This window comes from Streptomyces sp. NPDC046931 (genome assembly GCF_040644655.1).
GTDB lineage: Bacteria > Actinomycetota > Actinomycetes > Streptomycetales > Streptomycetaceae > Streptomyces.
Map to the genome: position 1 here is coordinate 1 of NZ_JBEYWX010000051.1, position 12,321 is coordinate 12,321.

The 12,321-nt window shown below is 72.7% G+C and carries 11 protein-coding genes, 1 rRNA gene and 1 pseudogene; 2 read left to right on the forward strand and 11 right to left on the reverse strand.

All coding sequences use genetic code 11. From position 1 onward, the window contains the following. Window positions 1–94 precede the first annotated feature (94 nt). The 5 genes and pseudogenes from ABZ876_RS38820 to ABZ876_RS38840 form a co-directional block, all read right to left on the reverse strand. A pseudogene (locus tag ABZ876_RS38820) lies at window positions 95–298 on the reverse strand (hypothetical protein); the annotation flags it as partial. 144 nt (window positions 299–442) lie between these two features. Beyond that, entirely contained in the window at window positions 443–2,161 is a 1,719-nt protein-coding gene (gene recN, locus ABZ876_RS38825; RefSeq protein WP_361791098.1) for a DNA repair protein RecN, read from the reverse strand. Window positions 2,162–2,271: 110 nt separating this feature from the next. Then, window positions 2,272–3,177 carry an NAD kinase gene (locus ABZ876_RS38830; protein WP_234519554.1) on the reverse strand — a complete coding sequence of 302 codons (906 nt, stop codon included), beginning with the start codon at window positions 3,175–3,177 and terminating at the stop codon, window positions 2,272–2,274. Next, complete coding sequence (locus tag ABZ876_RS38835; RefSeq protein WP_361791075.1) at window positions 3,174–3,989, reverse strand: TlyA family RNA methyltransferase; 816 nt, start codon at window positions 3,987–3,989, stop codon at window positions 3,174–3,176. Before ABZ876_RS38835 ends, ABZ876_RS38830 begins: the two co-directional genes overlap by 4 nt. 55 nt (window positions 3,990–4,044) lie before the next feature. Further along, the gene (locus tag ABZ876_RS38840) at window positions 4,045–4,350 is read right to left on the reverse strand and encodes a hypothetical protein (protein ID WP_361791077.1); all 306 of its coding nucleotides are present in this window, start codon (window positions 4,348–4,350) and stop codon (window positions 4,045–4,047) included. Window positions 4,351–4,392: 42 nt separating this feature from the next. On the opposite strand from ABZ876_RS38840, the gene ABZ876_RS38845 reads away from it, so the two are divergent. Then, a complete protein-coding gene (locus ABZ876_RS38845) occupies window positions 4,393–4,740 on the forward strand; it encodes an SCP2 sterol-binding domain-containing protein (RefSeq protein ID WP_361791080.1) in 348 nt (115 codons plus the stop codon). 83 nt (window positions 4,741–4,823) lie between these two features. On the opposite strand, the gene ABZ876_RS38850 is transcribed toward ABZ876_RS38845, so the two are convergent. From ABZ876_RS38850 to ABZ876_RS38865, 4 genes are read right to left on the reverse strand one after another with little or no spacing between them, the layout of a single operon-like run. Continuing rightward, entirely contained in the window at window positions 4,824–5,684 is an 861-nt protein-coding gene (locus ABZ876_RS38850) for an ABC transporter ATP-binding protein (RefSeq protein WP_361791083.1), read from the reverse strand. Further along, the gene (locus ABZ876_RS38855; protein WP_361791086.1) at window positions 5,681–6,718 is read right to left on the reverse strand and encodes an iron chelate uptake ABC transporter family permease subunit; all 1,038 of its coding nucleotides are present in this window, start codon (window positions 6,716–6,718) and stop codon (window positions 5,681–5,683) included. Before ABZ876_RS38855 ends, ABZ876_RS38850 begins: the two co-directional genes overlap by 4 nt. Further along, entirely contained in the window at window positions 6,715–7,758 is a 1,044-nt protein-coding gene (locus tag ABZ876_RS38860; protein WP_361791089.1) for an iron ABC transporter permease, read from the reverse strand. The genes ABZ876_RS38855 and ABZ876_RS38860 overlap by 4 nt, the downstream gene beginning before the upstream one ends. Before the next feature lie 49 nt (window positions 7,759–7,807). Further along, window positions 7,808–8,836 carry an HAD hydrolase-like protein gene (locus tag ABZ876_RS38865; RefSeq protein ID WP_361791092.1) on the reverse strand — a complete coding sequence of 343 codons (1,029 nt, stop codon included), beginning with the start codon at window positions 8,834–8,836 and terminating at the stop codon, window positions 7,808–7,810. A gap of 70 nt (window positions 8,837–8,906) precedes the next feature. Here ABZ876_RS38865 and ABZ876_RS38870 point away from each other — a divergent pair, with 70 nt between their 5' ends. Beyond that, window positions 8,907–10,196: a DUF1015 domain-containing protein gene (locus ABZ876_RS38870; RefSeq protein ID WP_361791095.1), complete on the forward strand. Its 1,290-nt coding sequence runs from the start codon at window positions 8,907–8,909 to the stop codon at window positions 10,194–10,196. A 66-nt stretch (window positions 10,197–10,262) separates the two neighbouring features. On the opposite strand, the gene ABZ876_RS38875 is transcribed toward ABZ876_RS38870, so the two are convergent. After that, window positions 10,263–11,111, reverse strand: a complete 849-nt coding sequence (locus ABZ876_RS38875) for a hypothetical protein (protein WP_361791101.1) — start codon at window positions 11,109–11,111, stop codon at window positions 10,263–10,265. Between the two features lie 1,118 nt (window positions 11,112–12,229). After that, a 5S ribosomal RNA gene (gene rrf, locus ABZ876_RS38880) occupies window positions 12,230–12,321 on the reverse strand; the annotation flags it as partial.

Below are 12,321 nucleotides of genomic sequence, written 5' to 3' on the forward strand. Positions count from 1 at the left end.
CTCCATGAAGTTCTCCGGCTGGATCGGGCAGCCCGGCACGTTGACGATCGGCAGCGCGCCCTTCGACCTGAAGTCCCGGCCCAGATAGTCGGCCACCGGCCGCCGGATGGACCCGCCCGGCGCCGAGCGCGACGGCCACGGCCGACGCGGGCCCGGCGTACAGCTCGACGGTCCGCCCCGCGTGGTTCTTCCGCTCCCATCGGCCGGGCCCACCCGGCGCCAGCGCGCGCAGGGCGGCGGTCGTGGCGCGGGTGCCGGCCGCGGCACGAGCGAACGAGACGGTCCTGCGGGTGCGCATGATCACCCCGTCACCCTACGGGAACGGTCCGGCGGCGCTTTCCTCCAGGCATCCGCGCCTGCTTCCAGCCGTCCGCGCCTGCTTCCAGGCATCCGCGCCTGCTTCTAGGCGTCCGCGCCTGTTTCCAGGCATCCGCGCCTGCTTCTAGGCGTCCGCCCGCGCCGTCGCCAGCAGTTCCTCCGCGTGCGCCCGGGCGGTCTCCGAATCCTCCTGGCCCGCCAGCATCCGGGACAGTTCGCGGATACGGTCCTCACCCTCCAGCACCTTCACGCCCGAACGCGTCACCGACCCGTCGTCGGTCTTCTCCACCAGCAGCTGCCGGTCGGCGAAGGCCGCCACCTGCGGCAGGTGGGTGACCACGACGACCTGCGCGGTCTTCGCGAGGCGGGCGAGGCGCCGCCCGATCTCGACCGCCGCCTTGCCGCCGACACCCGCGTCGACCTCGTCGAAGAGGTAGGTGGGCACGGGGTCCGTCCCCGCGAACACCACCTCCACCGCGAGCATCACCCGCGACAGCTCACCACCGGAAGCACCCTTGGCGATGGGCCGCGGCGGCGCGCCCGGGTGGGGGGCCAGCAGCAGTTCCACCTCGTCGACGCCCGACGGCCCGTAGCCGACCGTGCGCCCGCCGACCTCGACCCCGTCCGGGTCCTCCGTCTGCCGGATCTCGAAGGACACGCGCGCGTGCGGCATGGCGAGCGATGCCAGCTCGGCGGTGACGGCGGCGGCGAACCGCTCGGCGGCCTCCGTCCGCGCGTCCGTCAACGACTGGGCGAGCGCACCCAGTTCGTCGCGCAGCGCGTCCCGCTCGGCGGTGAGCTCCCCGATCCGGTCGTCGTCGCCGTCCAGTTCGGTCAGCCGCACGGCGCTCTGCTCGGCCCACGCGAGGACGGCGCCCACGTCCTCGCCGTACTTCCGGGTCAGCGCGGTGAGGGCGGCCCGCCGCTCCTCCACGGCCGCCAGCCGCAGCGGATCGGCGTCCAGGTCGTCGGCGTACCCGGCCAGCTCCCCCGCCACATCGCCCAGCAGGATCCCGATCTCACCGATCCGGTCGGCGAGCCCCGCCAGTGCCGGGTCGTGCGAGCGCACCGTCTCCAGGGCCCGGTGCGCGCCCGCGACCAGTGTGGCCGCGTCGACGCCCTCCGGGTCCTCGGGATTGCCCGCCAGCGCGGCGTGCGCGGCGGTCGCCGCCGACGCGAGCGCCTCCGCGTGCCCGAGCCGCTCGGCCTCCTCGGCCAGTTCCAGGTCCTCGCCGACCCGCGGCTCCACGGCCGCGATCTCGTCGAGCCCGAAGCGCAGCATGTCGGCTTCCTGGGCCCGCTCGCGGGCGCGGGTGGTGATCTCCTCAAGTTCGGCGGAGACGGCCCGCAGCCGCCGGTAGGCCTCGCCGTACTTGGCGAGCGGCACGGCGACGGCGTCTCCGGCATACCGGTCGAGCGCCTGCCGCTGCCGGGACAGCTTCAGCAGCCCCTGCTGGTCGGTCTGCCCGTGCACGGCGACCAGCTCGTCGGCCAGCTCCGCGAGTACCCCGACGGGCACGGAACGCCCGCCGAGGTGCGCCCTCGAGCGTCCCTCGGCGGATACGGTACGGCTGATCAGCAGCGTCCCGTCGTCCAGTTCGGCACCGGCCTCTTCGGCGCGTACGGCGGCGGAGTCGTCCCCGGCCAGGGCGATCCGCCCCTCGACGACCGCGTTCTTCGCGCCGATCCGTACCAGCGCAGGGTCCGCGCGCCCGCCGAGCAGCAGGCCGAGGCTGGTGACGACCATGGTCTTGCCCGCACCCGTCTCACCGGTCACGGCGGTGAAGCCGGGCGACAGCTCGACGACCGCGTCGTCGATGACTCCGAGCGACCGTATCCGCATCTCCTCCAACACGGGGAAGACCTTACGAGGTCCGGTGGGGGATGTGCGAGCGGCCCTGTCACCCGGGGGAGGTACCCCGCGCCCCTTCGGGGAGCGCGGGGGACGGCCGGTCAGTGCGGGCGCCCTCGCCACCCGGACACCGGCAACGCGAACTTGGCCACCAGCCGGTCGGTGAACGACGCATGGTGCAGCCGGGCCAACCGCACCGGCACCGCACCCCGCCGCACCTCGACCCGCGCCCCCTGCGGCAGCTCCACCGTCCGCCGCCCGTCGCACCACAGCACCCCGTGCGGCGTGTCCGGCTGGACCTCCACGGCGAGCACGGAGTCCGGGGAGGTCACCAGCGGCTTGGCGAACAGGGCGTGCGCGCTGATCGGCACCATGAGCAGCGCCTCCACCTCGGGCCACACCACGGGCCCGCCCGCGGAGAAGGCGTAGGCGGTCGACCCGGTGGGGGTGGCGCACACGATGCCGTCGCAGCCGAAGCCGGTCACGGGCCGCCCGTCGATCTCCAGGACGACCTCCAGCAGCTTCTCGGCGGAGACCTTCTGCACGGCCGCCTCGTTGAGCGCCCAGTCGGTGTGCACGATGTCGCCGTTCTTGTGGACGACGACATCGACGGTCATCCGCTCCTCGACCTCGTACGCCTTCATCACCACCCGGTCCACGACCCGGTCGAGGTCGTCGCGCTCGGCCTCGGCGAGGAAGCCGACCCGGCCGAGGTTGACGCCGAGCATCGGCACCCCGGAGGCGCGGGCGAACTCGGCACCGCGAAGCAGGGTCCCGTCACCGCCGAGCACGATGAGCAGTTCGCACCCGTCGAGGCACTGCGGGGTGGCCTCCTTGACCAGCTCCACCTCGTCCGGCAGGGGCAGGTCCGCCGCCTCGGCCTCCAGGACGCGTACGCCGATCCCGCACCGCAGCAGTCCCTTGACCACGAGTTCCGCGCTCCGAATGGCCGCGGGCCGCCCGGTGTGGGCGAGCAGGAAAACGGTACGAGCTGAATTCTGTGTCAACGCGGCCCCTCCGCCACTGCACGGTCAACGTCGGCCGGGTCCAGTGCGGGTGCTCCGGCTCGCAGCCACAGAAAGTACTCGACATTGCCCGAGGGTCCGGGCAGCGGACTGGCTGTCACGCCCTTCACCCCCAGCCCGAGTTCCGCGGCCCGCTCGGCCACCCCGCACACGGCCTCGGCGCGCAGCTGGGGGCTGCGGACCACACCGCCGCTGCCCAGCCGTTCCTTCCCCACCTCGAACTGCGGCTTGACCATCATCACCAGGTCGGCGTCCGGCTTCGTGCACCGCACCAGGGCGGGCAGCACCAGTCCGAGCGGGATGAAGGACAGATCCCCCACGACAAGATCCACAGGTTCCCCATCGATCGCTTCGAGCGTCAACTCCCGGACGTTCGTACGGTCTTTGACGGTGACGCGTTCATCGCTCTGAAGCGACCAGGCCAGTTGCCCGTACCCGACGTCGACGGCGACGACCCGGGCGGCGCCCGCGCGCAGCAGGACGTCGGTGAAGCCTCCGGTGGACGCGCCGGCGTCCAGCGCCCGCCGGCCCTCGACCGTCAGGCCCTGCGGTACGAAGGCCTTCAGCGCGCCCGCCAGCTTGTGGCCACCCCGGGACACATACTCGGGATCGCTGTCGTCCTGCGCGACGACGATGGCGGCCGCGGTCTCCACCTGGGTGGCGGGCTTGGTCGCGACGGTCTTGCCTACGGTGACCCGGCCGGCGGCGATCAGCTGGCTCGCGTGCTCCCGCGAGCGTGCGAGCTTCCGGCGGACCAGCTCCGCGTCGAGACGGCGGCGTGCCACTCCTGCCACGTTCGGTTCAGCTCCTGTTTTCGTACGGCGATCGATAGGTGTGACCCGAAGGGTCTCATTGAGGTGCGGCGGGCGGGTGACGGGTGGGAGCCGGAGGTCCCGGGCGGGTGTCCAGCGCGGTGAGCGCGTCACGCAGCCCCTCGTGTACATCCTCGTACACCTCGACATGGCCGTCCGTGGCGAGGTGGTCGGCGTCGGCCAGCCGCTCCAGCCGGGCGTCCACGTCGGCGTTGCCGGTCGGCGTCCGGTCCACGTTCAGCGGGGCCGGGGCGGCCGGGTCGTACTCGGGTTCGGCCGCGGGCTCGGCCTGCGCCGTGGCCGCCTCCGCCGTCGTCCCCGCCGCGGTCACAGAGTCGTTCATGCCCCGACGCTACCTCGAAGGGCTGCGGTACCGTCGCTCACGATGGCGACGATTGAGGAGTGCCACAGGGCGCTCGAAAAGTTCTCGGACAATCTGGCGGGCTCGGAAGGGGACGTGCGCGCGGCCGCGGCCCTGGACCGCTCGCTGAGCTGCCGCATCACCGACCTGGACGTCACCTTCGTCGGCCGTCTCCAGGACGGCCGGATCCGGGTGCTCGACACGCTCCAGGGGCCACCGTCCGGCAAGGCCCAGATCAGGCTGGCCATGACCGGCGACGACCTGGTGGCGATGGTCGAGGGTGAGCTGCGCTTCGCGAAGGCGTGGGCCTCGGGCCGGGTGAAGCTCGAGGCGGGCCTGGTGGATCTGCTGCGACTCAGAAAGCTCCTCTGAGGCCAGGAGAGCGTCCCTGAGGCTTCGCAGCGCTTTCCTGGGCTTCCCCGGCCGCCGTCGGCCACCGGTGCGGCTCGTGCGGCTCAGGAGGCCTCTTCGGCCGTGACGCCCGTACGCGCCCTGCGGGCCGCCGGGACCACCAGCGGCGTGCCGGTCTCCGGGTCGTCGACGACCTGGCAGCGCAGCCCGAACACCTCCTCGACCAGCTCCGCCGTCACGATGTCCTTCGGCGCGCCCTCGGCGACGACCGTGCCGTCGCGCAGGGCGATGAGATGGGTGGCGTAGCGCGCCGCGTGGTTGAGGTCGTGCAGCACCGCCACCAACGTCCGCCCCTGTTCCTCGTGCAGCTCGGCGCACAGGTCGAGCACGTCGATCTGGTGCTGGATGTCGAGAAAGGTGGTGGGCTCGTCGAGCAGCAGCAGCGGGGTCTGCTGGGCGAGCGCCATGGCGATCCACACGCGCTGCCGCTGCCCGCCGGAGAGCTCGTCGACATAGCGGTCGGCGAGTTCGGCGACACCGGTCTGCGCCATCGACTCCCGGACGACCCGCTCGTCCTCGCCCGACCACTGACGCAGGATCCCCTGGTGCGGATAGCGGCCGCGGCCCACCAGGTCGCCGACGGTGATCCCGTCCGGCGCGATCGAGGACTGCGGCAGCAGGCCCAGGGTCCGTGCGACCTTCTTCGCCGGCATCGACTGGATGACCTGCCCGTCGAGCAGCACCCGCCCCCGGGACGGCCTGAGCATCCGGGACAGGGCCCGCAGCAGAGTGGACTTGCCGCAGGCGTTGGGACCGACGATCACGGTGAAGGAGTGGTCGGGGATCTCCACGGACAACCGCTCGGCGATCACGCGCTGGTCGTAGGCGAGGGTGACGTCGTCGGCGCAGAGACGGTTCACGGTGCTCCTTGTGTCGTTCGTGTGGGGTCCGCCGAGGGCACTCATATGCGGCCCGCCCTGCGTTCGGTGACCAGCAGCCACAGCAGATAGAGGCCGCCGAGGACGCCGGTGACCACGCCCACGGGCAGCTGGTCCGCGCCGAAGACCCGCTGGGAGGCCCAGTCCGCGACGATCAGCAGGGTGGCGCCCATGGCCATGGAGGCCACGAGGTTCGGCCCGGGCGAGCGGGTCAGCCGGCGGGCGAGTTGCGGCGCGGTGAGCGCCACGAACCCGACCGGACCCGCGGCGGCCGTGGCTCCCGCGGTGAGCAGCACGGCGGACCCCATCAGCAGCAGCCGTACCCGTTCGACGCGCACCCCGAGGGCGTAGGCGGCATCGTCGCCCATCTCCGTCATCCGCAGCCCCCGGGCCTGTCCGAGAACGAGCGGTACGAGGACGGCGCACAGCGCGAGAAGCGGCCACACCTGGTCCCAGTCACGCCCGTTCAGGGATCCGGTCATCCAGACGACCGCGCGGGCCGCGTCGACGAGGTCGGCCTTGGTGAGCAGATAGCCGTTGACCGCCGTGGCGACGGCACAGACGCCGATGCCGACCAGGACCAGCCGGTAGCCGTGCACGCCCCGCTTCCAGGCGAGCAGATAGATGGCGAGGCCGGACGCCAGTCCGCCGGCGAGCGCCCCGAGGGCGACCTGGGTGGGGCTGCCGGAGAACAGCACGATCACCACGAGCGCCCCGGCCGTCGAGCCCTGACCGAGGCCGAGCACGTCCGGACTGCCCAGGGGATTGCGGGAGATGGACTGGAACAGGGCGCCCCCGAGCCCCAGTGAGGCACCGACCAGCAGGCCGACGAGCACCCGGGGCAGCCTGAGCTCGGTGACGATGAACTCCTGGCCCGGGTCGCCGCCGCCGAGCAGCGTCCTGAGGACGTCGCCGGCCGGGATCGGGAAGTCGCCGGTGCCGATGAGGACGACGCTCGCGGCGAGCGCGGCGGCCACGAGCAGCACGACGACGGTGAACGCCCGGACGTCGAGGCGTACGGAGAGGCCGCCCGGGCTGCGCAGGGTGCGGGTGTTCTTCACAGCTGCGCCGTCCTGCGCCGTCGTACGAGGAAGATGAAGACCGGGCCGCCGATGACCGCGGTCACGATGCCGACCTGGAGTTCGGCGGGCCGGGCGACGAGGCGTCCGAGGATGTCGGATCCGAGCAGCAGCACGGGCGACAGGACGGCCGCGTACGGCAGGATCCAGCGCAGGTCGGGGCCCGTGAAGGACCGTACGACGTGCGGGACCATCAGGCCCACGAAGACGATCGGGCCGCAGGCCGCGGTGGCCGCACCGCACAGCACGGTGGCGGCGGCCATGGACAGGGCGCGGGTGCGGTTGAGGTCGGCACCCAGGGCGCGGGCGGTGTCGTCGCCCATCGCCACGGCGTTCAGCGGCCGGGCGAGGCCGAGCGCGAGGGCCGTGCCGGCCACGAGGAAGGGCAGGACCTGGCGGATGGTCGCGTCGGTGGCCGAGGCCAGCGAACCGACCGTCCAGAAGCGCATCTTGCCGAGCGCCGCATCGTCCGTGATCATCACGGCCTGGAGATAGCCGTAGAGCGCCGCGCTGATCGCGGTGCCGGCCAGCGCGAGCCGCACCGGGGTGGCGCCCCGGCTGCCGCCGAGGAACCACACCAGGGCCCCGACTGCGGCAGCCCCGAGGAAGGCGAACCAGACGTAGCCGCTCAGGCTGGTGACGCCGAAGTACGTGAGGGCGGTGACGACCGCGGCGGACGCGCCCGCGTTGATGCCGAGCAGTCCCGGGTCGGCCAGCGGATTGCGGGTGAGCGCCTGGAGGACGGCGCCGGACAGACCGAGGGCGGCGCCGGCGAGCAGCCCGAGGACGGTCCGCGACACCCGGTCGCCGACCACCACGTCGGCGTACGTCCCCGAGTCGTGGAACAGGCCGTGCCAGACCTGCTGCGGCGTGAGCCCCTTCGCACCGACCGCGATGCTCGCCAGTACGACGAGCATCAGGATGACCAGCGAGAGGAGGAGCCCAACGGTCCGTATCGCCCGGCGGGTTGGGGGCGCGGGGGCGGTCTCCGCGCGTGGTTCGGGAGAACTGTCGACCAACACGAAGTTAGGTTAGCCTACCCTCGCCCAGTGTTGGGGCCGTCCTCCCGGCTCACAGTCCCAGCCGCGCCAGCGCCTTGCCCCCGTCCAGGCCGCAGGAGCCCTCACCGGCCGCCGTCCAGGCCGCCGCGCACAGCGCCCGCAGCCCGTCCAGCGCCTCACCCTCGCCCGCCAGCTCCAGCCGCTCCCGCCCCGCCGTCGCCGTCCATGCGCCGCAGCGGAATCCCTCTCCCGCCGTCTCGACCTCCGGCTGACCGGCCAGCAGCCCCCGCAGGTCCGCATCGACGTACGTCGGCCGGTGGTGCGCGGGAGCGGCCAGCAGCCGGGCGCCGTCGGTCACCCCCGTCAGTACGAGCAGCGAGTCGACACCGCCGTTGAACGCGCCCTCGATGTCCGTGTCGAGCCGGTCGCCGACCACCAGCGGCCGCCGGGCGCCGGTCCGCAGGATCGTCTCCCGGTGCATCGGCGGCAGCGGCTTGCCCGCCACCTGCGGTTCGGCACCGGTCACGATACGTACGACCTCCACGGCCGCCCCGTTCCCCGGGGCGATGCCGCGCGCGCTCGGAATCGTGAGGTCGGTGTTGGACGCGAACCACGGCACCCCGCCCGCAATGGCGTAACACGCCTCGGCGAAGCGCCCCCAGGGCAGCTCGGGCCCGCCGTACCCCTGCACCACCGCCGCCGGATCGTCGTCGGCCGACTCCACGGGGACGAGCCCCCGCTCCCGCAGCGCGACGCGCAGCCCCTCACCGCCGATCACCAGCACCCGCGACCCGCCGGGCACCTGCTCGCTGATGAGCCGGGCGACCGCCTGTGCCGAGGTGACGACGTCCGACGCCTTCGCCGGTATCCCCAGCTCGGTGAGGTGCGCCGCCACCGCGTCCGGAGTGCGCAGCGCGTTGTTGGTCACGTACGCCAGATGCATGCCGCCCGATCGTGCGGTCCCGAGCGACTCCACGGCGTGCGCTATCGCCGCCCCGCCTGCGTACACCACCCCGTCCAGGTCCAGCAGCGCCGTGTCGTACGCCTCGCTCAGGGGGCGCTCACTGCCCTCGGGCCGCGTCCTGACGGTCTGGCTCATTACGCATCGCTCCTCGTTCGCTCGTTTCCCCGATCATCCCCCACGGCACCGACACACTTACGATGCACCAATGAACACTGCAGGTCCCAGGGACGTACCAGCGAGCAAGGGCCTTGAACTGAACCCCTTCCGGGGCCTGCGTTACGACCCCGACCGCGTCGGCAGCCTGGCCGCGGTCACCTCCCCGCCGTACGACGTCGTCGTACGCCCGGACGGACTGCTGCACCTCGAATCGGCCGATCCGTACAACATCGTCCGTCTGATCCTCCCCCAGGCGGCCACCCCGGCAGCGCGCAACAAGCAGGCGGCCCACACCCTGCGCCGCTGGCTGGACGAGGGCGTCCTGAGGGCCGACGCCGAGCCCGGCCTCTACGTCTACGAGCAGCGCGGCAACGGTCTGCTCCAGCGCGGTCTCATCGGCGCGCTGCGCGTATCTCAGCCGTCGGACGGTGTGGTCCTGCCCCACGAGGACGTCATGCCGCATGTGGTCGCCGACCGGGCGGCCCTGATGCGTGCGACCTGCGCCAACCTCGAGCCCCTGCTGCTCACCTACCGGGGCAACGGCTCGGCGACCGGCGCCGCTGTCGTCATCGAACGCACCGCCGAACGCTCACCTCTGCTGCGCACCGTCACCGAGGACGGCTTCAGTCACCGCCTGTGGGCGGTCACCGACCCGGCCGAGGTCGCCGAGATCCAGACGGACCTGGCCCGGCACCAGGCCCTCATCGCCGACGGCCACCACCGCTGGGCGACCTATCTGCGTCTACGCGCGGAGCACGGCTCCCCCAGCCCCTGGGACTACGGTCTGGTGCTGCTGGTGGACACCGCCCGCTATCCGCTCCGGGTGCGCGCGATCCACCGTCTTCTGCACCGTCTTCCGGTCGCCGACGCCCTGTCCGCCCTCACCGGGCTGTTCCACGTCCGTGACCTGGACGTTCCGCTGCCTCAGGCCCTGGACGCGCTGGCCGGCGCGGCCGGCCAGGGCAACGCCTATCTGCTGGCGGGCGACGGCGCCTTCCATCTGGTGGACCGGCCGTCCCCCGAGCTGCTGGCCCGGACGGTGCCCACGGACCGCCCGGAGACCTGGCGCACCCTGGACGCGGCCGTCCTGCACTCGACGCTACTGGAACACGTCTGGCGCATCCCCGAGGACTCACCGGAGCACATCGCCTATATCCATGACACCGCCGCCACGGTCGAGAAGGCAGAGCGCGTGGGCGGCACGGCCGTGCTCATGCACCCCGTCCGGGAGGACGTCGTACGCGAGCTGGCCCGCCAGGGCGTGACGATGCCCCGCAAGTCGACGTCGTTCGGTCCGAAGCCGGCGTCGGGACTGGTCCTGCGCACGCTGACCTCCTGAGGCACCCGGCAACGCGGCGGGGGCGGGACCCCTTCCGGATCCCGCCCCCCGCCCGACGCTCGGACGTCAGCCCCTGTCGCCGGACTCGCCCTCGGCGCCTTCGGCGTACTCGGCGGTCTGAGTGCCCTCGGCGGTCTGAGTGCCCTCGGTCCGCGCGGCCGACGGCTCGGAGGAGAACCCGTCGCGGTCATCCGCGACGTCCCCGCCCCTGGCCTCGTCCTCGTCGCCCACGCGCTCGTCGAGCGCGTCGACGAACTCCACACCGTCCAGCTCGGCGAGCCGATCGGATGCGTCCGTGCTGCCGTCCTTGTCGGACTCGACGGCCTTGGCGAACCACTCACGCGCTTCACTCTCACGCCCGGCCGCGAAAAGGGCGTCGGCGTAGGCGTACCGCAGCCGCGCGGTCCACGGCTGAACCGAGCTGGACGCCAGCTCCGGGCTCTGAAGCGTCACGATGGCGGCGTCGAGCTGCCCCATGTCACGGCGCGCACCGGCGGCGACGAGCCGCATCTCGACCTGACCGGCCTTGTCGAGTTTGTGGACCTCGGCCGCACCGGCCATGTCCAGCGCCTTCTCTGGACGGCCGAGACCGCGCTCGCAGTCGGCCATGACGGGCCACAGCTCGACGTTGCCGGTCATACGCCGGGCGGCCCGGAACTCGCCGAGCGCCTCGCCGTACTTCTGGTTGGCGTACGCGGCGAAACCGGCGGCTTCGCGCACGGCGGCGACACGCGACGCGAGACGCAGCGCCACCTTCGAGTACCCGTACGCACCCTCGGGGTCCTCGTCGATGAGCCTGGCCACCATCACCAGGTTCCGGGCGACATCCTCCGCAAGCGTCTTGGGCAGGCTCTGCAGCTCCTGCCGTACGTCCTGGTCGATCTCGTCGCCGGTGACGTCCTCGGGGATCGGCAGCCGCTTGATCGGCTCACGGTCACGATCCCGCTCCTCACGGAACCGGCCGCCGCCGCGCCGGTCGTCACGGCGGTCGTCCCGCCGGTCGTCGCGTCCCCGGAAGCCACCGGGACGGCCACCACGGTCATCGCGACGGGGACCGCGCGCACCGCGGTCGTCGGGGCCTCGGAAGCCCCCGCGGTCGTCGCGCCGGTCGTCCCGCCGCTCATCGCGCCGGAAGCCGGCACGGTCGCCACGCTCACCGCCACGACGGTCATCTCGGCGGTCGTCTCGGCGGTCATCCCTCCGGGGGTACCCACCGCGGTCGTCACGGCGGAAGCCACCGCGGTCGCCACGTTCGTCGCCACGACGGTCATCACGGCGGTCATCACGGCGGTCATCACTGCGGCCGAAACCGCCGCGCTGGTCGTCACGGCGGAAGCCGCGGTCACGGTCGTCGCGGCGCGGGCCGGCCGACCGGTCGTCCCGGCGGAAGCCACCGCGGTCGTCGTCACGGCGGCCGTGGCCCCGACGGTCGTCATCGCGGCGGCCGTAGCCCGCGCGATCGTCGTCACGACGGCCGTAGCCCCCGCGGTCGTCATCGCGGCGGAAGCCGGGACGGTCGCCGTCGCGACGGAAGCCGCGGTCACGGTCATCGCGGCGCGGGCCGGCCGACCGGTCGTCGCGGCGGAAGGACGGGCGTCCACCGTGGTCGCGGTCGTCACGGCGGACACCGCCGCGGTCGTCACGGTGACGGTCATCTCGGCGGTCGTCACGGCGGTCGTCCCGTCGGAAGCCGCCGCGGTCGCCGCGGTCGTCGTCACGGCGGAAGCCGCCGCGGTCGTCGCCACGACGATCGTCGCCTCGGGCGTCACGGCGACCGTAACCACCACGGTCGCCGTAGCCACCACGGTCGTCACCCCGGCGCGGACCCCCGCGGTAGCCGTCGCGGTCACCACTGTCCCGGCGGCGTTGGTCGCGCTCAGGACGCTCGTCCGGAGAGTTGGTGGACATGGGTGACTCCTGTCTTTGGTACCGCAAAGCCATTCTCGCGCAGCCGGGTACCCGGCGCGCTCCGGAAAAACAAAAAGGACCCTTGGTCCCAGCGAGTCGCTGGGACCAAGGGTCCTCCAAAGATTGTTCGGCGGCGTCCTACTCTCCCACAGGGTCCCCCCTGCAGTACCATCGGCGCTGTAAGGCTTAGCTTCCGGGTTCGGAATGTAACCGGGCG